20 protein-coding genes are annotated in these 25,211 nt (G+C 44.3%); 17 read left to right on the top strand and 3 right to left on the bottom strand.

Annotated elements, in window-relative coordinates:
- Positions 1–8: 8 nt before the first annotated feature.
- The 13 genes from ftsW to L1D23_RS07295 all read left to right on the top strand — a co-directional run bounded on the left by ftsW (position 9) and on the right by L1D23_RS07295 (position 18,626).
- Positions 9–1,208, top strand: coding sequence for a cell division protein FtsW (ftsW, locus tag L1D23_RS07355; RefSeq protein ID WP_239865120.1), 1,200 nt, complete (start codon positions 9–11; stop codon positions 1,206–1,208).
- A complete protein-coding gene (murG, locus tag L1D23_RS07350; RefSeq protein ID WP_239865119.1) occupies positions 1,195–2,256 on the top strand; it encodes an undecaprenyldiphospho-muramoylpentapeptide beta-N-acetylglucosaminyltransferase in 1,062 nt (353 codons plus the stop codon). Before ftsW ends, murG begins: the two co-directional genes overlap by 14 nt.
- 12 nt (positions 2,257–2,268) lie before the next feature.
- Entirely contained in the window at positions 2,269–3,729 is a 1,461-nt protein-coding gene (gene murC / locus L1D23_RS07345) for a UDP-N-acetylmuramate--L-alanine ligase (RefSeq protein ID WP_239865117.1), read from the top strand.
- 182 nt (positions 3,730–3,911) lie between these two features.
- Positions 3,912–4,694 carry a cell division protein FtsQ/DivIB gene (locus tag L1D23_RS07340; RefSeq protein WP_239865115.1) on the top strand — a complete coding sequence of 261 codons (783 nt, stop codon included), beginning with the start codon at positions 3,912–3,914 and terminating at the stop codon, positions 4,692–4,694.
- On the top strand, positions 4,687–5,949 hold the full coding sequence (gene ftsA, locus L1D23_RS07335; RefSeq protein ID WP_239837707.1) for a cell division protein FtsA: 1,263 nt from the start codon (positions 4,687–4,689) through the stop codon (positions 5,947–5,949). The genes L1D23_RS07340 and ftsA overlap by 8 nt, the downstream gene beginning before the upstream one ends.
- A gap of 30 nt (positions 5,950–5,979) precedes the next feature.
- Positions 5,980–7,215, top strand: a complete 1,236-nt coding sequence (gene ftsZ / locus L1D23_RS07330) for a cell division protein FtsZ (protein ID WP_239865113.1) — start codon at positions 5,980–5,982, stop codon at positions 7,213–7,215.
- A gap of 100 nt (positions 7,216–7,315) precedes the next feature.
- Positions 7,316–8,233, top strand: coding sequence for a UDP-3-O-acyl-N-acetylglucosamine deacetylase (gene lpxC / locus L1D23_RS07325; protein WP_239837705.1), 918 nt, complete (start codon positions 7,316–7,318; stop codon positions 8,231–8,233).
- Positions 8,234–8,617: 384 nt separating this feature from the next.
- Positions 8,618–11,344: a preprotein translocase subunit SecA gene (secA, locus tag L1D23_RS07320; protein WP_239865111.1), complete on the top strand. Its 2,727-nt coding sequence runs from the start codon at positions 8,618–8,620 to the stop codon at positions 11,342–11,344.
- A gap of 61 nt (positions 11,345–11,405) precedes the next feature.
- Positions 11,406–11,804 (top strand): 8-oxo-dGTP diphosphatase MutT, encoded by a 399-nt coding sequence (mutT, locus tag L1D23_RS07315; protein ID WP_239865108.1) that lies wholly within the window; start codon positions 11,406–11,408, stop codon positions 11,802–11,804.
- Positions 11,805–11,932: 128 nt separating this feature from the next.
- Positions 11,933–12,742 carry a 4-hydroxy-tetrahydrodipicolinate reductase gene (gene dapB, locus L1D23_RS07310; protein ID WP_239865106.1) on the top strand — a complete coding sequence of 270 codons (810 nt, stop codon included), beginning with the start codon at positions 11,933–11,935 and terminating at the stop codon, positions 12,740–12,742.
- A 532-nt stretch (positions 12,743–13,274) separates the two neighbouring features.
- Positions 13,275–14,414 carry a glutamine-hydrolyzing carbamoyl-phosphate synthase small subunit gene (carA, locus tag L1D23_RS07305; protein WP_239837701.1) on the top strand — a complete coding sequence of 380 codons (1,140 nt, stop codon included), beginning with the start codon at positions 13,275–13,277 and terminating at the stop codon, positions 14,412–14,414.
- A 16-nt stretch (positions 14,415–14,430) separates the two neighbouring features.
- Positions 14,431–17,661 (top strand): carbamoyl-phosphate synthase large subunit, encoded by a 3,231-nt coding sequence (gene carB / locus L1D23_RS07300; RefSeq protein WP_239865104.1) that lies wholly within the window; start codon positions 14,431–14,433, stop codon positions 17,659–17,661.
- 182 nt (positions 17,662–17,843) lie between these two features.
- The gene (locus tag L1D23_RS07295) at positions 17,844–18,626 is read left to right on the top strand and encodes a TSUP family transporter (protein WP_239837699.1); all 783 of its coding nucleotides are present in this window, start codon (positions 17,844–17,846) and stop codon (positions 18,624–18,626) included.
- Between the two features lie 6 nt (positions 18,627–18,632).
- Here L1D23_RS07295 and L1D23_RS07290 read toward each other — a convergent pair whose 3' ends face one another.
- Both L1D23_RS07290 and grcA read right to left on the bottom strand, forming a co-directional pair.
- The gene (locus L1D23_RS07290; protein WP_239837698.1) at positions 18,633–19,484 is read right to left on the bottom strand and encodes a LysR family transcriptional regulator; all 852 of its coding nucleotides are present in this window, start codon (positions 19,482–19,484) and stop codon (positions 18,633–18,635) included.
- A 99-nt stretch (positions 19,485–19,583) separates the two neighbouring features.
- On the bottom strand, positions 19,584–19,961 hold the full coding sequence (grcA, locus tag L1D23_RS07285) for an autonomous glycyl radical cofactor GrcA (protein ID WP_239865102.1): 378 nt from the start codon (positions 19,959–19,961) through the stop codon (positions 19,584–19,586).
- A 320-nt stretch (positions 19,962–20,281) separates the two neighbouring features.
- On the opposite strand from grcA, the gene nfo reads away from it, so the two are divergent.
- The 3 genes from nfo to L1D23_RS07270 all read left to right on the top strand — a co-directional run bounded on the left by nfo (position 20,282) and on the right by L1D23_RS07270 (position 22,747).
- On the top strand, positions 20,282–21,166 hold the full coding sequence (gene nfo, locus L1D23_RS07280) for a deoxyribonuclease IV (RefSeq protein ID WP_239865100.1): 885 nt from the start codon (positions 20,282–20,284) through the stop codon (positions 21,164–21,166).
- Between the two features lie 243 nt (positions 21,167–21,409).
- Positions 21,410–22,096, top strand: a complete 687-nt coding sequence (gene ung / locus L1D23_RS07275) for a uracil-DNA glycosylase (RefSeq protein ID WP_239837695.1) — start codon at positions 21,410–21,412, stop codon at positions 22,094–22,096.
- Positions 22,097–22,195: 99 nt separating this feature from the next.
- A complete protein-coding gene (locus L1D23_RS07270; RefSeq protein ID WP_239865098.1) occupies positions 22,196–22,747 on the top strand; it encodes a hemerythrin domain-containing protein in 552 nt (183 codons plus the stop codon).
- Between the two features lie 56 nt (positions 22,748–22,803).
- Here the strand turns inward: L1D23_RS07270 and L1D23_RS07265 are convergent, their stop codons facing one another.
- Positions 22,804–22,986 (bottom strand): DUF3545 family protein, encoded by a 183-nt coding sequence (locus tag L1D23_RS07265; RefSeq protein WP_239837693.1) that lies wholly within the window; start codon positions 22,984–22,986, stop codon positions 22,804–22,806.
- 705 nt (positions 22,987–23,691) lie between these two features.
- Here L1D23_RS07265 and L1D23_RS07260 point away from each other — a divergent pair.
- Entirely contained in the window at positions 23,692–25,122 is a 1,431-nt protein-coding gene (locus L1D23_RS07260) for a sodium:alanine symporter family protein (protein WP_239865096.1), read from the top strand.
- Positions 25,123–25,211: the final 89 nt, after the last annotated feature.

Genomic DNA, 25,211 nt, shown 5'->3' with positions numbered 1-25,211 from the left:
CAACTTGGATGCAGATACGCCACTTTTTCTTGAAGACTCAACGCTGGCTGACCACTTCGTCACCGGAAGTTTTGTTCGATCGTCAACTAGTGTGGATTTCTCTCGGTCTGATGCTAACTGGCTTAGTAATGGTGACATCAGCGTCATTTCCGATCAGTTCCCGTTTAACGGATCAGCCTTTCCACTTTATGTTTCGTCATGCTGTTTTTTTGGTGTTGGCATTATCAACCGCTAGTATCATTTTACAGGTGCCACTGAAGAAATGGTCTGAATACAGTACATTGTTGCTAGGGTTATCCTTTTTTCTCCTGGTGGTTGTGCTCGTTGCAGGCAAATCAGTTAACGGTGCTTCTCGCTGGATCCCCCTTGGTTTGTTTAACCTTCAACCAGCAGAAGTGGCTAAGCTATCGCTGTTCATTTTTATGTCGGGTTACTTGGTCCGAAAACATGAAGAAGTGAGATCGAGCTTCTTTGGTGGCTTTATCAAACCCATCATGGTGTTTGGCACCTTAGCAAGTTTGCTGCTGCTTCAGCCTGATCTCGGGACAGTCATCGTAATGCTTGTCACCTTGTTTGGCATGTTGTTTATTGCTGGGGCAAAGCTCACTCAGTTTCTAGCTTTGATGGTGGTGGGGATCGCTTCTGTCGTGGGCTTAATTCTGATTGAACCCTACCGAATGCGTCGAGTCACTTCCTTCTTAGACCCTTGGGAAGACCCGTTTGGTAGTGGCTATCAGCTGACTCAGTCTTTAATGGCCTTTGGCCGAGGTGAGTGGTTTGGCCAAGGTTTAGGAAACTCTATTCAAAAATTAGAATATTTACCTGAAGCGCATACGGATTTTGTATTTGCAGTATTAGCTGAAGAGCTAGGCTTTATTGGTGTAGTTCTGGTGTTAATGCTGATTTTTAGCCTCGTTGTCAAAGCGATACTGATTGGTCGTAGAGCTTTCGATAGTGATTTATTGTTTGGTGGGTATCTCGCGTTCGGTATTGGGATCTGGTTTGCTTTTCAGACATTAGTTAATGTTGGGGCAGCAGCAGGTATGGTGCCAACGAAAGGGCTGACACTGCCTTTGATCAGTTATGGTGGTTCGAGCTTGATAGTTATGTCGACTGCGGTAGCAATATTACTTCGCATTGATCATGAATGTCGGCTTATTGCTTTGAATAGCGAGCCGAAACAGAAAGAAGAAAATGAAAAAGAATAAAAGATTGATGGTGATGGCTGGAGGCACTGGCGGCCATGTTTTTCCAGGTCTAGCGGTTGCAAAAAAACTACAGCAGCAAGGGTGGGAGATTCGTTGGCTCGGAACCTCTGATCGTATGGAAGCGGAATTGGTACCTAAGCACGGAATTGATATTGACTTTATTAAAGTCAAGGGGCTACGAGGTCAGGGACTGTCACGTATGATTAAAGCTCCTTTTCAAATCTTGAATGCCATACTGCAAGCAAAAAAACACATGCAACGCTGGCAGCCTGACGTTGTACTTGGTATGGGGGGGTATGTCAGTGGCCCAGGTGGTGTTGCTGCGAAGATGTTAGGTATTCCGGTCGTTTTACATGAGCAGAACGCTGTTGCAGGGTTAACTAACCAGTGGCTATCACGCATTGCGTCTAAAGTATTCCAAGCTTTTCCCGGAGCTTTCCCCAATGCCGAAGTTGTGGGTAACCCTGTTCGCCAAGACGTAGTGGCATTACCTAGCCCAGAGCATAGGATGTCAGAGCGAAGTGGTAAAATCCGGATTCTGGTTATGGGAGGCAGCCAAGGCGCGCAAATTCTCAATCGCACTATGCCTGAAGTGATGTCAAAACTTGGGGCTGAGTACGAAATTCGCCACCAAGCGGGTAAAAATAATCAGGTAGAAGTGGCAACGGCCTATGAGGCGCTTAACGTCACAGATGTACAAGCAACCGAGTTTATTGATGACGTTGCTGAAGCTTATGCGTGGGCTGACTTGTTAGTATGTCGCTCTGGCGCTTTAACTGTCTCCGAAGTCTCGGCTGCTGGTGTTGGGGCTGTGTTTATTCCGTTTATGCACAAAGACAGGCAGCAAGCACTAAACGCTGATCATTTGGTTGAATGTGGTGCTGCAAAAATGATTGAGCAACCTGATCTTACCGTCGAGAAATTAACCGAACAGATCCAGCGATTGGATCGCCAACAACTGCTTGATATGGCCAAAAGTGCCCGAGAAGCTGCCAAGCTGGATGCAGATACCAAAGTGGCTGATGCCATTATTGCGCTAACGAATTAACGAGAAATATTCATGACAGTTCAACATACTCAAGATTTAGCGCAAATTCGCGCCATGGTGCCAGAAATGCGTCGTGTGAAATCTATCCACTTCATTGGTATTGGTGGAGCGGGAATGAGCGGCATTGCTGAAGTGTTGCTCAACGAAGGTTATCAGATCACGGGGTCAGACTTAGCTGAAAACCCAGTGACAGAGCGTTTGACTAATAAAGGCGCCAAGATCTTCATTGGCCATGCTGAAGAAAATGTTCAACAAGCCAGTGTGGTTGTCGTCTCTACGGCGATTAATGAAGAAAACCCAGAAATTAAAGCAGCACGTGCGGCAAGAATTCCGGTGGTACGTCGTGCTGAGATGCTAGCGGAGCTGATGCGTTTTCGCCATGGTATCGCAGTGGCAGGGACTCACGGAAAAACCACGACCACGGCTTTGGTAACCCAGATATATTCGGAAGCGGGTTTAGATCCGACATTTGTGAATGGTGGCTTGGTTAAGAGTGCCGGGACGAATGCTCGTCTTGGCTCTAGCCGTATTCTCATTGCTGAAGCTGATGAAAGTGATGCGTCCTTCCTTCATCTTCAGCCTATGGTGAGCATTGTCACGAATATCGAAGCAGATCACATGGATACCTACGGTGGAGACTTTGAAACCCTGAAGCAGACGTTCATTGATTTTCTCCACAACCTTCCTTTCTACGGGCAAGCGATTGTATGTATCGATGATCCAGTCGTGAGAGCATTGATTCCGAGGATCAGCCGCCAAGTGATCACCTACGGTTTTTCTGAAGATGCGGATGTACGTATTGAAAATTATCATCAGGAAGGCCAACAAGGTAAGTTTACTGTCGTGCGTCAGGGGCGTGCCAACCTAGATATTACATTGAACATTCCTGGTCGCCACAACGCACTCAACGCCTCTGCTGCGATTGCTGTGGCAACTGAAGATGATATTGACGATGAAGCCATCTTACGAGCCATGGCTGGAACGCAAGGCACAGGGCGTCGTTTTGATCACCTTGGTGAGTTTGATACTGGTAATGGTAGCGCAATGTTGGTCGATGATTATGGCCATCACCCGACGGAAGTCGATGTCACGATTCATGCGGCTCGTAATGGATGGAAAGAGAAGCGTTTGGTAATGATTTTCCAGCCACATCGCTACAGTCGTACTCGTGATTTATACGATGACTTTGCTAATGTCTTAGAACAAGTTGATGTTCTTTTGATGTTGGATGTTTACTCTGCTGGAGAGAAGCCAATTGCGGGCGCTGATGGGCGTGCTTTATGTCGAACGATTCGTAGTCGAGGAAAAATCGATCCGATTTTTGTTTCCGATAGTAATACCTTACCTGCTGTTTTAGCGAATGTTTTGCAAGATGGTGACCTGGTTCTAACGCAAGGTGCAGGAGATATTGGCAAAGTAGCGAAACAATTGGCGGCTTTTGAGTTAAATATCGATAAGATGCATATGGTGTGATTGGAAACATGAGATTTCGATTAATTCGACTAATTAATGCAATTAAAGTGCGATTTCTCAATTTCAGTATTTGATACTTTCAATGACGCCAGTATAATCCGGAAGTTAAAGTCATTGCTTTTACCTTTTTAAGAAATTGAGATAGGGGTTAAAGTTGCGAATTGATAGCAGGGACAACGGTCTTGGTTGAGAGCACTTTAGATGAAGGCCGTCGTTTTACTGATTCTCCACTAGTGAATAAACATGCTTTTGGTAGCATATTTTTGCTGGTGGTTTTGCTATTGATAAGCTCTATCCTTTATTCCACGATATCTTGGATGTGGGATGATAAGCGTTTGCCTTTATCGAAAATAGTCTTGGAGGGAGATCTGAAATACGTTTCTTCCCTTGATGTGCAGCGTGCGTTTGCTACGTTGCAACATGTGGGCACCTTTATGTCTCAAGACGTGAAAGTACTCCAGAAGACTGTAGAGGCTATCCCTTGGGTTTCTCATGCATCGATTCGTAAACAATGGCCTGACACGGTCAAAGTTTTTCTGACTGAGTATGAAGCGGCTGCTATTTGGAATGGTAGTGAACTCCTTAATAGTCAAGGGCTTGTTTTTAATGGCGACATTGGCAAGCTAGAAGGAGAGCGTGTCAAGCTTTATGGTCCCGCAGGTACGAGCCAAGAAGTATTGGACGTATGGCGGCAAATTAACCCTAAGTTTGCAGTGCTGAATCTGAACATTTCCTCGTTATTACTGAATGATCGCCGTGCATGGCAGATTATCCTTGATAACGGTATCCGGCTTGAGCTGGGTAAAGAATCTTTAGAAGAGAGGGTGGAAAGATTCCTCTCTTTATACAAAAACTTAGGTAGCGACTCACAAAGAGTTAGCTATATTGACCTCAGGTATGATACGGGAGCCTCCGTCGGTTGGTTCCCTGAGCAAGAGTTAGAACAAGAGAGCACAGATGACTAAGACCGCTGATGACAACATTATTGTTGGTCTTGATATTGGTACTGCAACCGTATCAGCTCTGGTTGGAGAAGTACTGCCTGATGGTCAGATAAACATAATTGGCGCAGGAAGTAGTCCATCACGAGGAATGGATAAAGGTGGTGTCAACGACCTAGAATCTGTTGTCAAATCTGTTCAGAGAGCTGTTGACCAAGCTGAGCTAATGGCGGAATGTCAGATCAGTAATGTCTTTATTTCTATCTCTGGTAGACACATAGCTAGCCGAATAGAGAAAGGCATGGGAACCATTTCTGATGAAGAGGTTTCTCAGGAAGATATGGATCGTGCGATTCATACTGCCAAATCTATCAAAATAGGTGACGAACAACGCATTCTGCATGTAATTCCACAAGAATTTACGATTGATTACCAAGAAGGGATAAAAAATCCGCTAGGTTTATCAGGAGTAAGAATGGAAGTCAGCGTGCATTTAATCTCTTGTCACAATGATATGGCAAGAAACATTATTAAAGCCGTTGAGCGATGCGGTTTGAAGGTTGAGCACTTAGTTTACTCCGGTTTGGCTTCGAGTAATGCGGTGATCACTGAAGATGAACGTGAGCTCGGTGTTTGTGTTGTCGACATCGGTGCTGGCACTATGGATGTATCGATTTGGACTGGCGGAGCACTGAGACATACGGAAGTTTTTTCCTATGCAGGTAATGCGGTAACAAGTGATATTGCTTTCGCCTTTGGTACTCCAGTGAGTGATGCCGAAGAAATAAAAGTGAAATATGGCTGTGCTCTGAGTGAGCTAGTCAGCAAGGATGACACGGTTAACGTTCCTAGTGTAGGAGGTCGACCATCACGCAGTTTACAAAGACAAACTTTGTCTGAGGTGATTGAACCTCGTTATACTGAGTTAATGGGGCTGGTTAATCAAACTATCGATACTGTTCAGGAGAAGCTGCGCGAAGAAGGGATAAAACATCACCTTGCGGCTGGTGTAGTACTGACTGGTGGTGCTGCACAGATTGAAGGATTGGTAGAATGTGCGGAACGTGTATTCCGCAATCAAGTACGAGTTGGTAAGCCACTAGAAGTGAGTGGGCTAACAGACTATGTAAAAGAGCCGTATCACTCGACGGCAGTGGGTTTACTTCATTATGCAAGAGATAGTCAAATTAACGACGATACAGAGTACAATGAGCCTAAGCGCCAATCTGTAACGACATTATTTGGGCGTTTGCGTAACTGGATACAAAAAGAATTTTAACCTGAGCAGCAGGATAAACGGAGATAACACATGTTTGAACCGATGATGGAAATGTCTGACGACGCAGTAATAAAAGTCGTTGGGGTTGGTGGCGGTGGTGGTAATGCCGTTGAACACATGGTACGTGAATCCATCGAAGGCGTGGAGTTCATTAGCATCAACACTGATGCGCAAGCGCTTCGTAAAACAAGCGTTAATAGCGTAATCCAGATTGGTGGTGACATTACCAAAGGTCTGGGTGCAGGCGCTAACCCTCAGGTTGGGCGCGATGCTGCTCTCGAAGATCGAGATAGAATTAAAGAAGAGCTCGATGGTGCCGATATGGTATTTATCGCAGCTGGCATGGGTGGTGGTACAGGTACAGGTGCTGCTCCAGTGATTGCAGAAGTCGCAAAAGAACTGGGCATACTTACTGTGGCTGTAGTAACTAAGCCATTTAGCTTTGAAGGCAAAAAGCGTTTAGCGTTTGCTGAGCAAGGAATTGAAGAGCTATCTAAACAGGTAGACTCATTAATTACGATTCCAAACGAAAAGCTACTAAAGGTACTAGGTCGTGGTATCACTCTACTTGAAGCTTTTGCTAGTGCGAATGACGTACTTAAGAATGCAGTACAAGGTATTGCAGAGCTTATTACTCGTCCTGGCATGATTAACGTCGACTTTGCGGATGTTCGTACCGTGATGTCGGAGATGGGTCATGCAATGATGGGTAGCGGTGTAGCCAAAGGTGAAGACCGTGCTGAAGAAGCGGCTGAGATGGCTATCTCAAGCCCACTTCTTGAAGATATCGATCTCGCAGGTGCTCGTGGTGTTCTGGTTAACATTACAGCTGGCCTTGATATGCGTCTGGATGAGTTTGAAACGGTGGGTAATACGGTTAAAGCATTTGCTTCAGATAATGCTACAGTTGTTATCGGTACTTCATTGGATCCTGATATGGCTGATGAAATCCGAGTGACCGTTGTTGCTACTGGTATCGGTACAGAGAAAAAGCCTGATATCACTTTAGTTGCGGGCGGGAAAACGAAAGTAGCTTCTGTTTCTCAACCACAAACTCAGCCAGCGGCTCCAACTCAGCAGCCAGCTGTCAATAAAGTGGAAGAGAAATCGGCACCAAGTTTGCAAGAGAAACCTCAGGTGACTCCTCAGCCGACAAGTTCTGCTCCTTCAAGCTCAGGTGCTGGTCAACAAAGTGCTGCACCGAAAGCGGATAAGGACACTGGTTATCTTGATATACCAGCATTCTTGCGTCGTCAGGCTGACTAAAATTAAATCATAATTTGACACTGTTCAAAATTATGGTACGATTCGCGGTCAATATTGCTTATTGACCGTGTTTTGTAGCAATTAGTACTGAGGCAAGCAGATGATCAGACAACGTACTCTGAAAGAAATAGTGAAAACAACTGGTGTGGGTCTCCACTCTGGTCGTAAAGTCACACTTACTCTTCGCCCAGCGGCTGCAAATACAGGTATCATTTACCGCCGTACGGATGTAAATCCTCCTGTTGATTTTCCTGCAGACCCAGCTTCAGTTCGTGACACCATGCTTTGTACGGCATTGGTGAACGATGAAGGCGTGCGTATCTCAACCGTTGAGCACCTCAATGCAGCTCTTGCTGGTATGGGTATAGACAACATTGTGGTTGAGGTCGATGCTCCGGAAATTCCTATTATGGATGGCAGTGCTAGCCCTTTTGTATTCCTCCTTCAACAAGCTGGCATTGAAGAGCAAAACGTACCCAAACGCTTTATTCGTATTAAAAAGCCTGTTCGCTTTGAAGACGGTGATAAGTGGGCTGAATTTGTCCCTTTCAATGGCTTCCGTATGGACTTTGAAATCGAATTCAACCATCCCGCGATTGAATCTGATGAGCAGCATTTATTATTTGATTTTTCATCGCAAGGCTTTGTAAAAGATATCTCTCGTGCTCGAACTTTTGGTTTTATGCGAGATATCGAACATTTACAGTCTCAGAATCTATGTCTAGGTGGTAGCTTTGACTGTGCCATTGTACTGGATGAATATCGAATTCTAAACGAAGAAGGCCTTCGTTTTGATAATGAGTTTGTCACTCATAAAGTGTTGGATGCGATTGGCGATCTTTACATGTGTGGTCATCCAATCATTGGTGAGTTCCGTGCGTTTAAGTCTGGACATGGCTTAAACAACCAACTGCTGCGTTCTGTTCTAGCAGATCAAGAAGCGTGGGAGTGGGTAACGTTCGAAGAAGAAGCGACTTCTCCAGTTGCCTTCGCTGAGCCTAATGTGGTTGTTGCATAATAAATTTGAAGTTTTGAAAAGCCAGGCGAAAGTCTGGCTTTTTTGTTTGCCGCACGGCAAAAATCTGCCTGCTTAAAAGAAGAACCTTGTGGCTGACTTTAGAGTACGGTAAGCCGCGAAAATTGAAGAGATGCCTTATCAGCGTATAAACATCCACCATATAACCTCAAAAAATAAAGAATGCTTCAAACAAATAACCTTGTTATTGGTTGTTAGAGGCAAAATTCCTTAAACTAAGCGCCACTTAAGCCTTGAAATATATAGTTCTCATCGCAATATCTGGGTAAAGTGATTTATCTCAGTATTCTTAGTTCAAAACTGTTAGAGACTGAAGGCACAGAATGTAGATCGGGCCCGATCTAAGTAAAGAGAGATGCATAGCAAATGATAACTAAGCTACTGACAAAGGTAATTGGCAGTCGCAACGACCGCACGTTACGCCGCCTTAGAAAGATTGTAAAAGAAATTAATAATTATGAACCTACGTTTGAAGCGCTTTCTGACGAAGAGTTGAAAGCGAAAACAGTTGAATTCCGTCAGCGTCTTGAACAGGGTGAAACATTAGACAAACTTCTACCTGAAGCGTTTGCGACAGTTCGCGAAGCATCAAAGCGTGTATATGGTATGCGTCACTTCGACGTCCAGCTTATTGGTGGTATGGTGTTAAATGCTGGTCAGATTGCTGAGATGCGAACTGGTGAAGGTAAAACTCTGACAGCAACGCTACCTGCCTATTTGAATGCATTGAAAGGCGCTGTTCACGTTGTGACAGTCAATGACTACTTAGCAAAACGTGATGCTGAGACTAACCGTTCTCTGTTCGAGTTCCTTGGAATGACGGTTGGTGTCAACGTACCGAACATGCCTCCCCAAGAGAAAAAAGAGGCATATCAAACTGACATCTTGTATGGCACAAATAACGAGTTTGGCTTTGACTACCTGCGTGACAATATGGCCTTCCGCGCTGAAGATCGTGTTCAACGTGAGCGCTTCTTTGCGATTGTTGACGAAGTGGACTCCATCCTAATTGATGAAGCGCGTACGCCTCTGATTATTTCTGGCCCAGCAGAAGACAGCTCCGAGCTTTACACTCGTATTAATACTTTGATTCCTCACTTACAAAAGCAGGATCAAGAAGATTCGGAAGAGTATCGTGGTGATGGACATTACACGGTAGATGAAAAGTCGAAGCAGGTTCATCTGACAGAAACGGGTCAGGAATTTGTTGAAGAGCTGATGATCAAAAATGGTCTGATGGAAGAGGGAGATACTCTGTATTCGCCTGCAAACATCAGTCTGCTACATCACGTAAATGCAGCACTGCGTGCGCATGTGTTGTTTGAAAAGAACGTTGATTACATCGTCAACGAAAATGGCGAAGTGGTTATTGTCGACGAGCATACCGGTCGTACTATGCCAGGTCGTCGTTGGTCTGAAGGTCTTCACCAAGCAGTTGAAGCGAAGGAAGGCGTTAAGATCCAAAACGAGAACCAAACCTTAGCTTCGATTACATTCCAGAACTATTTCCGCTTGTATGAAAAATTGTCAGGTATGACTGGTACTGCGGATACGGAAGCATTCGAATTCCAATCGATTTATGGCCTAGAAACGGTCGTTATTCCAACGAATAAACCTATGATTCGTAACGATATGCCAGATGTGGTTTATCGTACTGAGGCAGAAAAGTTTGCTGCCATCATTGAAGACATTAAAGAGCGAGTAGAGAAAGGCCAGCCTTCGCTAGTCGGTACGGTTTCTATTGAGAAGTCAGAGCTTCTATCTAATGCGCTTAAGAAAGCTAAGATTAAGCACAACGTACTTAATGCTAAATTCCATGAAAAAGAAGCTGAAATTGTTGCAGAAGCAGGGACACCGGGTGCTGTAACAATCGCAACCAACATGGCAGGTCGTGGTACGGATATTGTGTTAGGTGGTAGTTGGCAAGCTCAAGTTGAAAAACTAGACAATCCGACTCAAGAGCAAATAGACAAGATTAAAGCGGATTGGAAAGAAGTTCACGATAAAGTCCTGGAAGCGGGCGGCCTTCATATTATCGGTACCGAGCGTCATGAATCACGCCGTATTGATAACCAGTTACGTGGTCGTTCTGGTCGACAAGGTGATGCGGGTTCTTCACGTTTCTACCTATCTATGGAAGATTCACTGCTACGCATCTTTACTTCTGACCGTATGGCAAGTTTGATTCAAAGCGGTATGGAAGAAGGTGAAGCGATTGAATCTAAGATGTTGTCTCGTTCCATCGAAAAAGCACAACGTAAAGTGGAAGGGCGTAACTTCGATATCCGTAAACAGCTGCTTGAATACGATGACGTTGCTAACGACCAGCGTAAGGTTGTTTATGAACTTCGTGATGAGTTGATGGTTGTTGAAGACATCAGCGAGATGATCGAGCAAAACCGTGCTGATGTGCTCACTGCTGTGATCGATGAATACATTCCGCCGCAGTCTTTAGAAGATATGTGGGATGTTGAAGGTTTACAAGAACGTTTGAAAAACGACTTTGATCTCGATGCACCCGTCAAGCAATGGTTGGAAGAAGACGATAAGTTATACGAAGAAGCACTTCGTGAGAAGATCCTGGAAACAGCGGTTACTGTCTATAAAGAGAAAGAAGCGGTGGTTGGTGAGCAGGTTCTGCGCAACTTTGAAAAATCTGTCATGCTGCAAACACTGGATACACTTTGGAAAGAGCACTTGGCGGCAATGGATCATCTTCGTCAAGGTATTCACTTACGCGGCTATGCACAGAAGAACCCGAAACAAGAGTACAAGCGTGAGTCATTTGAACTGTTTGAAGGGCTATTAGATTCTCTGAAGTCAGATGTGATCACGATTCTGTCGAAAGTTCGCGTCCAGCAGCAAGAAGAAGTGGAGCGTATGGAAGCACAGCGTCGTGCGCAAGCGGAAGAAGCGGCTAGACGAGCTCAAGCACAGCACGCATCAGCTGAAAATCAGCTTGCTGATAGTGAAAAAGCCGAAGACATTCATCAACCAATGGTTCGTGAAGAACGTAAAGTTGGTCGAAATGAACCTTGCCCATGTGGTAGCGGTAAGAAATACAAACAGTGCCATGGTCAAATTAGCAGTTGATCCTGTTCTAAGGTAAATATAAAGAGTCGCTTAGGCGGCTCTTTTTTTGAGGAAAAATACAATGAAACGTACGCATATTGTTGCTGCCATTATCTTTAACCGAGATAAGTCAGAGGTTTTTATTACGAAACGACCAGATGAAAAGCATAAAGGTGGCTTTTGGGAATTCCCAGGTGGAAAAGTCGAGTCTGGGGAGACGATCGAACAAGCCATTGTTCGTGAATTAGACGAAGAGGTAGGAATTCGAGCGACAGAGCTGAGTTTATTCGAACATCTCGAGTTCGATTATCCAGACAAGTCGCTTAAGTTCGATTTTATCTGCGTGATGGAATTTGAACACTCCCCTTACGGTAAAGAAGGGCAGCAAGGCGCTTGGGTTCCCGTTGCGGAATTAAGTCGTTACGCTTTTCCTGAAGCAAACATGCCAATCTTGCAGCGAGTCATGAAGGAATTTTCTTGATAGCCTATAGGTGGTTGATCATTTTTTAAAATTTAATCAGGAAAGATCAACACACTCTAGCCAGCTGCACTTAATGTTGGTAGTTTTAATCCACTACGCAAAAGTAATGAGAATAATGGAGAGGTGCAATGGTACGTATTGCAATTGCAGGAGCGGCTGGCCGTATGGGCCGAAACTTAGTTAAAGCGACTTATCTGAATTCACAGTCTCAGGTAGGGGCTGGCTCTGAGAGACCTGAGTCATCTTTAGTTGGTGTCGATATTGGTGAGTTATGTGGTGAAGGAAAGTTTGATGTCGTATTGACGGATGATCTGACAAAAGATATTGCTAACTTTGATGTCATCATTGATTTTACTGCGCCTTCGAGCACACTTGCTAATCTCGAATTATGTAAGCAGCATAACAAAAGTATTGTTATCGGAACGACCGGATTTACGGAGTTGGAACGTGAGCAAATAGATGAGTTCGCCAAGCATGTACCTATCGTAATGGCACCTAACTACTCAGTGGGCGTAAACCTAGTATTTAAGCTGTTAGAAAAAGCCGCCAAGGTAATGGGTGATTACTGCGATATCGAAATTGTTGAAGCGCATCACCGTCATAAGGTTGATGCACCGTCTGGCACAGCTATCGGCATGGGCGAAGCGATAGCTGACGCTATGGGCAACAAGCTCAATGACGTTGCTGTCTATGCTCGTGAAGGCATCATAGGTGAACGTACTAAAGATGAAATTGGTTTTGCGACCATTCGTGCTGGTGACATCATCGGTGAGCACACCGCTATGTTTGCTGATATTGGTGAACGTGTGGAGATTTCCCATAAAGCGACTGACCGTATGACTTTTGCTAATGGTGCTGTTAAAGCCGCCGTTTGGCTAGCTGAGAAGCCTGTGGGCTTTTATACAATGACTGATGTACTAGGTCTGAATGAACTGTGAGTTTAATTACTTGTTTGTCTCTTAGATTTAAAATTAGCTAAATCACTTAAAATAAATAATTATGCGCTGGGCTTGCCCGGCGCTTTTTGTATTAAACGAACGCAACTTAGTTCATCAACAAGTTACAGTACTCTTTTTTAGTTATGTTTGTTGTTTGTTTTGTGTCTTATGTTGTCTAATTGGTATTTAGGTCTTAAAAGTTGCATTCTTTTTTGCTTGTTCATCGTTTGCGCAGTTTTTAAGATAAAAACTGTGATCCATGATGATGGAAAAATAAGGCGTTTCATAAAACCTTCACCTGTTAGCAGGTAAATAACAACTAAAGTGATGTTTTTGGGCGTCTTGAAAGGTTTTTTCTTTTAAGTGCTCTAAATGTTTAATTTATTTTTATGTCTCTGTTGACACATTCATATCGCCTCATTAGAATACCGCCAATTTGTCTAAATAACCTAAAAACGCTTTTTTACAGCGTGAAGGAAGGCAGATTTGCAGTTTAATTTATTATTTTTGCATTTTTATTCTGGAGGTTGTCTTGAGTAAATCAGCACTGTTAGTCCTAGAAGATGGGACAGTGTTCCACGGTGTTTCCATTGGAGCAGATGGTTCGTCCGTTGGTGAAGTTGTTTTTAATACCTCGATGACGGGGTACCAAGAAATCCTCACTGATCCTTCCTATTCCCAACAAATCGTCACACTCACTTATCCTCACATAGGCAATACCGGAACCAATTCCGAAGACGAAGAATCCTCTTCCATTCATGCACAAGGCCTTGTGATTCGCGATCTCCCTCTAATCGCTTCTAACTTCCGCAGTGAACAATCCCTTTCTGATTACCTTAAATCGCAAAATATCGTCGGCATTGCTGATATCGATACTCGTAAGCTTACGCGCATTTTGCGAGAGAAAGGTGCGCAGAACGGTTGTATCGTTGCGGGTAACAATTTAGACGAGGCTCTAGCGCTAGCTAAAGCGAAAGAATTCCCTGGCCTAAAAGGTATGGACCTTGCGAAAGAAGTTACAACAAAAGAAGCGTATCAATGGAAACAAGGTTCGTGGACGCTCGAGGGTGGACTTCCTGAGGCGCAAGACGACAGCGAGTTGCCATATCACGTTGTTGCCTATGACTTCGGTGCAAAGCGAAACATCCTGCGTATGCTTGTTGACCGAGGCTGCCGCTTAACAGTCGTTCCAGCTGAAACCAGTGCAGAAGAAGTGTTGGCGCTAAACCCAGATGGCGTATTCCTATCGAATGGTCCTGGTGACCCAGAGCCATGTACTTACGCTATCGAAGCAACCAAAGTATTCTTAGAAAAAGGTCTACCTATTTTTGGTATCTGCTTAGGTCACCAAATACTAGCTTTGGCATCTGGTGCTAAGACAGTGAAGATGAAATTTGGTCACCATGGTGCTAACCACCCAGTTAAAGACCTAGATCGTAACGTTGTAATGATTACTTCTCAGAACCATGGTTTCGCTGCGGATGAAGCAACACTACCTGAGAATCTACGTGCAACTCACGTGTCACTATTTGATGGCTCTCTACAAGGTATCCACCGTACAGACAAGCCAGCATTTAGCTTCCAAGGTCACCCTGAGGCAAGCCCTGGTCCACACGACGCAGCACCACTATTTGATCACTTTATCGAACTAATCAAACAACACAGCGCTTAATTCGGAGTAGTAGAGAATGCCAAAACGTACTGACTTAAAAAGTATTCTAATTCTAGGTGCAGGCCCGATTGTTATCGGTCAAGCATGTGAGTTTGACTACTCTGGTGCTCAAGCATGTAAAGCACTGCGTGAAGAGGGTTACCGAGTTATCCTTGTAAACTCTAACCCTGCAACCATCATGACTGACCCAGACATGGCGGATGCAACTTACATTGAACCAATCCAGTGGGAAGTGGTTCGCAAGATCATCGAAAAAGAGCGCCCAGACGCAGTACTACCAACAATGGGTGGCCAAACGGCGCTTAACTGTGCATTAGACCTTGAGAAACACGGCGTACTTGCAGAGTTCGGCGTAGAAATGATTGGTGCGACAGCTGACGCTATCGATAAAGCAGAAGATCGTTCTCGTTTCGATAAAGCGATGAAGTCTATTGGCCTTGAGTGTCCTCGTGCAGATACCGCGAAGAGTATGGAAGAAGCTTACCAAGTTCTCGATATGGTTGGCTTCCCATGTATCATTCGTCCTTCGTTCACTATGGGTGGTACTGGTGGTGGTATCGCTTATAACAAAGAAGAGTTCGAAGAGATTTGTCGTCGTGGTTTGGACCTGTCGCCAACTAATGAACTGTTAATCGATGAATCGCTGATCGGTTGGAAAGAGTATGAGATGGAAGTGGTTCGTGACAAAGCGGACAACTGCATCATCGTATGTTCTATCGAAAACTTTGACCCAATGGGTATCCACACGGGTGACTCAATCACAGTGGCACCGGCCCAGACTCTGACGGACAAAGAATATCAGTTGATGCGTAATGCATCTCTAGCAGTACTGCGCGAAATCGGTGTTGAGACTGGTGGTTCAAACGTACAGTTTGGTATCAACCCGAAAGATGGCCGTATGGTTATCATCGAGATGAACCCACGTGTATCTCGCTCTTCTGCTCTAGCATCGAAAGCGACTGGTTTCCCAATCGCTAAGATTGCAGCGAAACTGGCCGTTGGCTTTACTCTTGATGAGCTACAGAACGACATCACGGGGGGCGCGACTCCAGCGTCATTCGAACCAACAATCGACTACGTAGTAACTAAGATTCCTCGCTTTAACTTCGAGAAATTTGCAGGTGCTAACGACCGTCTGACCACTCAGATGAAGTCCGTTGGTGAGGTTATGGCTATCGGCCGTAACCAACAAGAATCTCTACAAAAAGCGCTTCGTGGCCTTGAAGTTGGTGTGAATGGCTTTGACGAGATGGTTGATCTCGATGCGCCAGATGCGCTAACCACAATTCGTCACGAACTAAAAGAAGCTGGCGCTGATCGTATTTGGTACATTGCAGATGCATTCCGTGCAGGCATGTCAGTTGATGGCGTGTTCAACCTAACGGCAATCGACCGTTGGTTCCTAGTTCAAATCGAAGAGCTGGTTAACTTAGAGAACCAAGTTAAAGCCGGCGGCTTTGCTGGCTTGACTGAAGATGTGCTTCGTAAGATGAAGCGTAAAGGCTTCTCTGATGCACGTCTATCTTCAATTCTTGGCGTGTCTGAAAGTGAGATTCGTCGACTACGTGACCAGTACGATATCCACCCTGTATACAAACGCGTGGATACTTGTGCGGCAGAGTTCTCTTCTGATACTGCTTACATGTACTCATCTTACGATGAAGAGTGTGAAGCTCAGCCTACAGATAAAGACAAGATCATGGTTTTGGGTGGTGGTCCAAACCGTATCGGTCAAGGTATCGAATTTGATTACTGTTGTGTACACGCTTCACTTGCTCTACGTGAAGATGGTTTTGAGACTATCATGGTTAACTGTAACCCTGAGACAGTATCTACCGACTACGACACTTCAGACCGTCTGTACTTCGAACCTGTCACACTTGAAGATGTACTCTCTATCGTACGTGTTGAAAAGCCAAAAGGCGTTATCGTTCAGTACGGTGGTCAAACACCACTGAAACTGGCTCGTGCACTAGAAGCTGCAGGTGTACCAATCATAGGTACTAGCCCTGACGCAATTGACCGTGCGGAAGACCGTGAGCGTTTCCAAGCAGCGGTTGACCGTCTGGGCCTTCTACAGCCTGAAAACGCGACAGTAACGACTATCGAGCAAGCGGTTGATAAGTCAAAAGAGATTGGCTTCCCACTGGTTGTACGCCCATCTTACGTACTTGGCGGTCGTGCGATGGAAATCGTATACGATGAGCAAGACCTACGCCGCTACTTCAACGAAGCGGTGAGCGTGTCGAATGAATCGCCAGTGCTTCTGGACCGTTTCCTAGATGACGCAACTGAAGTGGATATCGATGCTATCTGCGACGGTGAGCGTGTGGTTATCGGCGGTATCATGGAGCATATCGAGCAAGCGGGCGTTCACTCTGGTGACTCAGCATGTTCACTACCTGCTTACACGCTAAGTCAGGAGATTCAGGATAAGATGCGTGAGCAAGTAGAGAAGCTAGCATTTGAGCTTGGTGTACGTGGTCTGATGAACACCCAGTTTGCCGTGAAAGACAACGAAGTTTACCTAATCGAAGTGAATCCTCGTGCTGCACGTACTGTACCGTTTGTTTCTAAAGCAACAGGTGCGCCACTAGCGAAGATCGCTGCACGTGTCATGGCTGGTCAATCTCTAGAGTCTCAGGGCTTTACTAAAGAGATCATCCCGCCTTACTACTCAGTGAAAGAGGTAGTACTACCGTTCAATAAGTTCCCAGGTGTTGACCCACTATTAGGCCCAGAAATGCGTTCTACTGGTGAAGTTATGGGTGTGGGTGCGACCTTCGCAGAAGCTTACGCTAAAGCTGAACTAGGCTGTGGCAATGTTTACCCAGAAGGCGGCCGTGCATTACTGTCTGTTCGCGAAGGTGACAAGCAGCGAGTCGTTGACCTAGCATCTAAGCTAACCAAGCTTGGTTATCAGCTAGACGCAACACACGGTACAGCGGTAATCCTAGGTGAAGCGGGCATCAACCCTCGTCTTGTTAACAAGGTACACGAAGGTCGTCCACACATCCTAGACCGCATCAAGAACAACGAGTACACCTATATCGTGAATACGACTGCAGGCCGTCAGTCGATTGAAGATTCAAAAGTTCTTCGTCGCGGTGCACTGGCTGAGAAAGTGAACTACACAACCACACTTAACGCAGCGTTTGCCGTATGTATGGCTCACACAGCAGATGCAAAAACGTCGGTTACATCAGTTCAAGAGCTGCACGCTAAAGTCGCTGAGAACGAAGCGTAATAACAATCAGTAGGCTCGCAACGGAGCCTATATGACAACCTCATTGCCCGCTCTTTTGAGCGGGCTTTTTTGTCTGTTTACTGTTGAAAAATAGGAATGAGTTAAAGTCTAATCTTTCTCTAAGAGAATTATTAACTTAGTGATATTTTGAGTGAAAGATATAGATAAACAATTGATAGACAATGGAACTCACACTCGAAATACTGACGATACTTTTCTTTGTAGCTACGGTTGCAGGCTTTATTGATGCTATGGCTGGTGGCGGTGGTTTGTTAACTCTACCAGCGCTTCTGGCCGCTGGTGTGTCGCCGACACAGGCGCTTGCGACCAATAAGCTGCAAAGCTCATTTGGCAGCTTTTCAGCCAGTTGGTATTTCGTTCGGAACGGCATCGTCAGTATTAAAGAGATGCGTCTTGCTATTGTCTGTACGTTTATTGGTTCGGCGGTTGGTGCTGAAGCTGTACAGTATATAGATACGGGTGTACTGACGAGTCTGATTCCGATTTTACTGGTCGCTATTTCGCTCTACTTTCTGCTGATGCCTAAAACCAAACAGCACTCTGGTGAAGCGAACATCTCAGAAGCCATGTTTGCTTTCAGTGTTGGAGGCGGAGTGGGCTTTTATGACGGTTTTTTTGGGCCGGGAACAGGCTCCATCTTTACGGTTTGCTTTGTTGCTTTAGGTCATTTTTCTCTGGTAGATGCCACCGCTCGTACTAAGGTTCTTAACTTCACGTCTAATATTGCCGCACTATTGTTCTTTATTTTTGCTGGACTGCCTATTTGGGAATTAGGTCTTGTGATGGCTATAGGAGGGTTTATTGGTGCTCAACTAGGGGCAAAAGTAGTGGTAGCGAAAGGACAGAAATGGATTCGCCCTTTAGTGATAACAATGTCGATGCTGATGGCTGCAAAGTTGTTGTGGCAAGAACACTCGGATTGGTTGTTCGCTTTATTGGCTTAAAACCGATTACTCTAGCGCCGATTTCGCAACGGAAGTCACGACATTATCGACTAAGTTTTTGATTCGTTGGTTCTTATAGGAAGAAGCTCGTAAGCAGACATGCAGAGGTCGATAGAGCGGCTGTAACTGAGCGAAATGATGGCAGTGACATTGGTCGATCTTAAGGGTTTTGATAACTGAGAGAGGAACCAAAGCAGGTGCAATACCAGCAAGTGCCAGTTGAGCCGCCGCAGCATAGGAATCCATTTCCATCACAGGTGTCATATTCAGCCTTTTGAGAATCTTTAACTGATACGTATTGGCGGTATTAGCAAGATCATTAGTAATGATGGTGTTTGGTAATTGCTCTAGTGGACGATCAGAAACAATAAAGAAAGGTTCATCGAGAAGGTGAAATGTTTTTAATCCATGTTGAGGTGGAAGTAAGCCTGCACAAATACCGAGGTGAGCTTTCCCGGACTGAACATGTTCCACGATTCTTGGTGTGTGATTGGTGGTGATGCGAATGTAAGGATCCGATTTAAAGTGCTGGCCAAGGATATCCGCAAGGTAACTGGCTACTAGAGTTTCAGAGCAATCAATGGTGACTAGGCTCTTTTCTGCCATCGATTGTTGCTCATAGATGCGTCCTCTCAGCTCATTGAACGTCGGGCCAATACTCTCGATAAGGTCGATCGCCTCTTGAGTAAGCTGAACATTCCTTCCATCCGGTACAATCAGTTTTTTCCCCAGCTTTTTCTCTAGGTTAGCAATGCGTTTACTGACGGCGGATTGGCTTATATAGAGCTGGCTTCCGGTTCGGCTCATTGTTTTTGCTTTACTTAGTGCTAACAGTGTTTCGATACCTTCCAGCAGCATTGAATTGTGTCCAAGAGAGTCTGAGAGAGGATACTGTACCTAATAAAAAAGCGGCGCTCAATGAACGCCGCTTTACAAATTAAATTCAAAATCTAAGAATTATAGAGACTCAGTAAATGTACGTGCGATGACATCGCGTTGCTGCTCAGTTGTCAGTGAGTTGAAACGAACTGCGTAGCCAGAAACACGGATAGTTAGCTGAGGGTACTTCTCAGGGTTAGCGACAGCGTCTTCTAGAGTTTCACGCTTAAGAACGTTCACGTTTAAGTGCTGACCACCTTCGATGCGTGGTTCTGCTTCAATTGCCACTTCACGGCTCTCATATTCGCCTAGCTCTTTAATTGCGACAACTTGGTCAGCTTCAAAGCCTGAGTTAGCAGCAACACATCGTGCTTCATTCTTTTCACTATCTAGTAGCCAGATAGAGTTTAATAGTGCGTCATTTGCCGCTTTAGTAATTTGAATACCTTGAATCATTACCATCTCCTATCCACATTTGTGGTGTTAATTTCCGAGTTTTATTGAGCTACGTATTGTATAGCTCAAAAGGAGTATTTTAGTTTTGATTTAAGTCAAATAACTACCAAAAGCATTACTCTTAAAAAGGTTACTGTTTTGATGTGAGTCAATAATTTGTTTTATAACAATGACATTTTATTATATTTTAATGTTTAAAATAATTTTCAATCTTATATTTGTTGTAAATTTACTACATTTAAGTATTTAGTATTGAGCGAATACCAATAAGTTGTTGTAATTCATGCAGCATAGTGAAAGTCAAAAGTGATAAAACAACAATGTTAGACAATTTGTACGGTAATAAGTTTATCGGGGCCCATGTTTCTGCCGCTGGTGGTGTTGATCAGGCTCCACTAAGAGCTAAAGAAATCGGAGCTAATGCCTTTGCTCTGTTTACAAAAAATCAACGTCAATGGGCGGCTAAGCCACTTGAAGAAAAAACGATTCACGCCTTTAAATCTAACTGCTTGAAGTTGGGGTTTAAGCCCGATCAAATCCTTCCTCATGATTCATACTTGATAAACTTAGGTGCTCCTGAAGAAGAAAAACTAGAGAAATCTCGAGCGGCGTTTATTGACGAGATGAAGCGATGCCATCAATTAGGGCTAACTTTGCTTAACTTCCATCCTGGCAGTCATTTAAAGATGATTTCGGAACAAGAGTGCCTAGAAAGAATCGCTGACTCGATCAACCTCGCTCATCAAGCCGTCCCTGATGTTATAGCTGTGATCGAGAATACCGCAGGTCAAGGAACTAACCTTGGTTGGCAGTTTGAGCACATTGCACAAATTATAGATAAGGTGAAAGATAAGCAAAGGGTTGGAGTTTGTATAGATACTTGCCACCTGTTTGCAGCCGGCTATGATCTTCGGAGTTATGAAGCGTGTGAGTCGACCTTTGCTGAGTTTGATCGAGTTGTTGGCATGCACTACCTCAGAGCAATGCACATTAATGACTCAAAGGCAGAGCATGCCAGCCGGGTCGATCGCCACCATGCTCTAGGTAAAGGAGAAATTGGATGGTCATGTTTTGAATACATAGCCAGAGATCCTCGATTTGATCATATTCCTTTGATTTTAGAAACAATTGAGCCGGAACGTTGGCCTGAAGAAATCGAATTTATTCGTCAGCATCACTTAGCATGGCTCAAAGAAATCGCCTGACCTAACAAAAGTGGCATCAAATTTTCATAGTGAGTGTAGGTACTCAGACAAATAAGGATGCCACTATGCCTTACACTTCTTTCTATACCATCGCTCGCTCAACACGTCTTCCTACACCCAACCGCCATGTCACGGGTCAAGGGCATTACAGGATCCCACAAAAAACTAGCTGACTTTATCACTTTGTTCCTTCATAACTTTTTGCGACAATTATTGTAGCGCAAACAGTAGAAGGAACAGAGCATGACCCCGTCATTGACATGGCATGATGTCATTGGAGCAGAAAAGCAGCAGGATTATTTTCAGCAAACATTGAATTTTGTTGAGTCGGAAAGAGCGGCCGGCAAAGTCGTTTTCCCTCCCGCTAAAGACGTATTTAATGCGTTTCGGGCGACAGAGTTTAATGATGTGAAAGTGGTGATTCTAGGCCAGGACCCTTATCACGGTCCGAAACAAGCGCATGGTTTGTGTTTTTCGGTACTCCCTGGTGTCAAGACACCACCTTCATTGGTAAATATGTACAAAGAGTTGGTTCAGGATATTGATGGTTTTCAAATCCCATCTCATGGCTACCTTCAAAGTTGGGCTGAGCAAGGTGTTCTGTTACTCAATACTGTTCTAACGGTAGAGCAAGGTAAAGCGCACTCTCATTCTAAAACAGGATGGGAAATGTTTACCGATAAGGTCATTGAAGCGATCAATCAACATCAATCTGGTGTTGTGTTTCTATTGTGGGGCTCCCATGCGCAAAAGAAAGGACGCTTTATTGATCGTAATAAGCATCATGTATTAGCTGCGCCGCATCCTTCGCCATTATCCGCACATCGAGGTTTCTTTGGTTGCCGTCATTTTTCTCAAGCAAATCAAATTCTTGAATCTCAAGGCAAACAAACCATAGATTGGCATCTTCCAATGCAAGTGAATGTATAGCCATTACATTGCCTAATTGCTTAACTTTCGAGCAATATCAATACTTGAACTGTGCTTCTCTTATACACTTACTAAAAATAGGTGTTAAGGAGAAGCACTATGATGATTGAAAGGATAAGGCGCGAACATGGTTACATGGTTCGGCTATTAGCAGTATTGAGGCAAAAAATTGCCTTGTTGAGACAAGAGCAGGCCATAAACTACAGTTTGGTTAAAGAAATTGTCGATTATTTGGCCCATCACTCTGAGCGTGTCCATCATCCTAAAGAAGATATCCTCTATCACTATTATTTGGAACATTATGGCCACCATCAAGATATTGAGAATCTAGAGATCGAGCACCAAACATTGTCGCTCAAGACGCATGCCTTTCTTGATACGGTAGATATGATTCTGCAGGATGCAGTAGTGCCTCAAGATATGTTTGTGCAGCAACTGGAAGGTTTTATATTGGATCAGAAGCGACATTTAGAGCTAGAGGAGCAGTCAATATTGCCACTCATTAATCAGAGATTTACTTTGCACGATTGGCAAGCCGTCGAAAAGTTGTGGAGTATTAATGAAGATGACCCAGTATTTGGCGACACTATTGCAGAGCAATATCAGCAACTTGCCAGTCGTGTTAGGCAGGGTGATCAAGAGTGTATATAGTTAGCAGAGATGTACCGTAATAAAAAGAGGCGCTACCAAGCGCCTCTTTTTAAATGTTAGTAATCTAGGTCTTCAATGTCATCAAAACCGATGTCCATATCTTTTAATTCACGCTGAAGCCTTTGCCTATCCTTAATTGCTTCAATTTCACGCCACTTACGCTTCGCAGGTTTGGAGCGTGTTGCCCGAGTTTTTGGAAAATCCATTTCCATGATTTCTTCAAAGTTTAAGCCTTCCATAAGCTACCTCTTTTTAATGATTACTCTTTGAAGGGGTACTGTTTAAATATCATTCTGTTTGGAGAGTAACTTTGATTCGTTTCTCATTTGTTACGATTCCATGAAGTTTTCATGCCATTTTAGACTTGGCTTCACAGAAATACGGCTTATATCTGATGGTTTTTTGTTCGAACAACCGATAGAAAACGATTAAATTCTCAAAAAACGTATGTTAACGCAGTGTGTAAAAAAACAGCGTTTTTCCTTGGTATGCAATTGTGTGTATTTAGTGCGGTTGAGTAATAGAATTTACAGATCGAATTGTTTCCTGAACTCTTCTCTGAGTCCTTGGTGATAAAGGAGTGTCAATTATTTGCGGCTATCGTATTTCGTATGGAGTTGTGTGTTCTTTATTGTTGTTAAATTTTAATGTTAATGTTCTGTTTTTGTGGTTTTTATGTTCTTTTTTGTGTTAATTATTGGTGATTTTATAGTGAAAAATAACATAAATAAGTGCTTGTTTGCATATTGATTTTTGATACCCTTGACTGCATTATCCGCCCGTCAAAAAATACGCTGATACGTAAAATGGAAGCATGAGGCGCGTTTTACATATCTAGGTTGCACAATAATTAAACCACAATACTGAGCAGAATTGACACTTGGTTTGCAACTGGATGGAAGGCAGGGAAGCAGAGATCAGCGAAAACTCACTACGAGGATCTTATGACAGATTTAATTAATTTGATGAATGACCTACTTTGGGGTTCTATTCTGGTTTATCTCCTAGTCGGTGTTGGTGTGTATTTCACTGTTAGATTGGGGTTTATCCAATTCCGCCATTTTGGTCACATGTTCTCAGTACTAAAGAACAGCCGTAAAGCGGATAAAGCTGGCATCTCATCATTCCAGGCATTGTGTACTAGCTTAGCGGCACGTGTTGGTACGGGTAATATGGCTGGTGTTGCTGTTGCGCTAACAGCTGGTGGTCCAGGTGCGATTTTCTGGATGTGGCTAATCGCTATGCTGGGTATGGCCACGTCGTTCGCTGAAAGCACCTTGGCGCAGTTATACAAAACCAAAGATGATGACGGTAACTACCGCGGTGGTCCGGCATACTACATGGAGAAAGGGTTGGGTATGCGCTGGATGGGCGTACTGTTCTCTATCTTCCTGATCATCGCTTTTGGTTTGGTATTTAACGCGGTTCAAGCTAACTCTATTGCTGGAGCTATGAATACGGCATTTGGTTGGGATGAAACCTATGTTGGTATTGCCGTTGTTCTGTTATCCGCTGTGGTTATCTTTGGTGGTATCAAGCGTATCGCTCGCGTAGCAGAAATGATCGTTCCTGCCATGGCGCTGCTTTACCTATTATTGGCACTGTTCGTTATGTTTATGAACATCGACAAGTTGCCGGCTGTACTGAGCTTGATCTTCAAGAGTGCCTTTGGCCTACAAGAAGCAGCGGCGGGTGGTTTAGGTTACGCGATTGCACAAGCAATGATTAATGGCATCAAACGCGGTCTGTTCTCAAACGAAGCGGGTATGGGTTCTGCGCCAAACGCAGCGGCATCAGCAACACCTTATCCTCCGCATCCAGCCTCTCAAGGTTACGTTCAGATGCTTGGTGTTTTCATGGATACCATAGTGATCTGTTCAGCGACCGTGGCGATTATTCTGATGTCAGGTGAGTATGTACCGCATGGCGAGATCACGGGTATTGAACTGACTCAGGCTGCGTTGAGTTCTCAAGTGGGCTCGTGGGGTGGCATCTTTGTTGCTGTGGCGATTTTCTTCTTCGCTTTCACGTCTATCATTGCTAACTACTCATACGCGGAAACAAACCTTATTTTCCTTGAGCATAACCATAAAGCCGGCCTAGGTGTGTTCCGTCTGGTTGTATTGGCAATGGTGATGTTTGGTGCTGTAGCATCACTACCTATCGTTTGGGCACTGGCAGATGTATCAATGGGTATGATGGCGATTGTCAACCTAGTGGCGATCCTACTTCTTTCAGGCATCGTGATTAAACTAGCAAAAGACTACAACCGCCAGTTAGGTGAAGGTAAAGTGCCGACATTTGATTCTAACGATTTTCCTGAGCTGAAATCTCAGTTGGAAGATGGTATCTGGGATCAGAGCAAAAAAGATTAATAGCCAATCTCTATTAAAACGATTCAAAAAGCCATGCAGACATTGCATGGCTTTTTTTGTAACCTATATCTAACCACATACAATTAAAC

The organism is Vibrio sp. Isolate24, from assembly GCF_022398215.1.
Classification (GTDB): Bacteria; Pseudomonadota; Gammaproteobacteria; order Enterobacterales; family Vibrionaceae; genus Vibrio; species Vibrio coralliilyticus_A.
Note: the sequence above shows the minus strand (reverse complement) of the source record. Positions and strands in the feature narration are given on the sequence as shown.

What these genes read in the sequence shown, in the direction of transcription:
- mutT (WP_239865108.1), top strand. Translation starts at nt 11,406, where the DNA reads ATGAAACGTACGCATATTGTTGCTGCCATTATCTTTAACCGAGATAAG.
- murC (WP_239865117.1), top strand. Translation starts at nt 2,269, where the DNA reads ATGACAGTTCAACATACTCAAGATTTAGCGCAAATTCGCGCCATGGTG.
- grcA (WP_239865102.1), bottom strand. Translation starts at nt 19,961, where the DNA reads ATGATTCAAGGTATTCAAATTACTAAAGCGGCAAATGACGCACTATTA.
- ftsZ (WP_239865113.1), top strand. Translation starts at nt 5,980, where the DNA reads ATGTTTGAACCGATGATGGAAATGTCTGACGACGCAGTAATAAAAGTC.
- ftsW (WP_239865120.1), top strand. Translation starts at nt 9, where the DNA reads ATGCAGATACGCCACTTTTTCTTGAAGACTCAACGCTGGCTGACCACT.
- dapB (WP_239865106.1), top strand. Translation starts at nt 11,933, where the DNA reads ATGGTACGTATTGCAATTGCAGGAGCGGCTGGCCGTATGGGCCGAAAC.
- carB (WP_239865104.1), top strand. Translation starts at nt 14,431, where the DNA reads ATGCCAAAACGTACTGACTTAAAAAGTATTCTAATTCTAGGTGCAGGC.
- L1D23_RS07270 (WP_239865098.1), top strand. Translation starts at nt 22,196, where the DNA reads ATGATGATTGAAAGGATAAGGCGCGAACATGGTTACATGGTTCGGCTA.
- nfo (WP_239865100.1), top strand. Translation starts at nt 20,282, where the DNA reads ATGTTAGACAATTTGTACGGTAATAAGTTTATCGGGGCCCATGTTTCT.
- L1D23_RS07260 (WP_239865096.1), top strand. Translation starts at nt 23,692, where the DNA reads ATGACAGATTTAATTAATTTGATGAATGACCTACTTTGGGGTTCTATT.
- L1D23_RS07265 (WP_239837693.1), bottom strand. Translation starts at nt 22,986, where the DNA reads ATGGAAGGCTTAAACTTTGAAGAAATCATGGAAATGGATTTTCCAAAA.
- murG (WP_239865119.1), top strand. Translation starts at nt 1,195, where the DNA reads ATGAAAAAGAATAAAAGATTGATGGTGATGGCTGGAGGCACTGGCGGC.
- L1D23_RS07295 (WP_239837699.1), top strand. Translation starts at nt 17,844, where the DNA reads ATGGAACTCACACTCGAAATACTGACGATACTTTTCTTTGTAGCTACG.
- ftsA (WP_239837707.1), top strand. Translation starts at nt 4,687, where the DNA reads ATGACTAAGACCGCTGATGACAACATTATTGTTGGTCTTGATATTGGT.
- secA (WP_239865111.1), top strand. Translation starts at nt 8,618, where the DNA reads ATGATAACTAAGCTACTGACAAAGGTAATTGGCAGTCGCAACGACCGC.
- lpxC (WP_239837705.1), top strand. Translation starts at nt 7,316, where the DNA reads ATGATCAGACAACGTACTCTGAAAGAAATAGTGAAAACAACTGGTGTG.
- ung (WP_239837695.1), top strand. Translation starts at nt 21,410, where the DNA reads ATGACCCCGTCATTGACATGGCATGATGTCATTGGAGCAGAAAAGCAG.
- L1D23_RS07290 (WP_239837698.1), bottom strand. Translation starts at nt 19,484, where the DNA reads ATGCTGCTGGAAGGTATCGAAACACTGTTAGCACTAAGTAAAGCAAAA.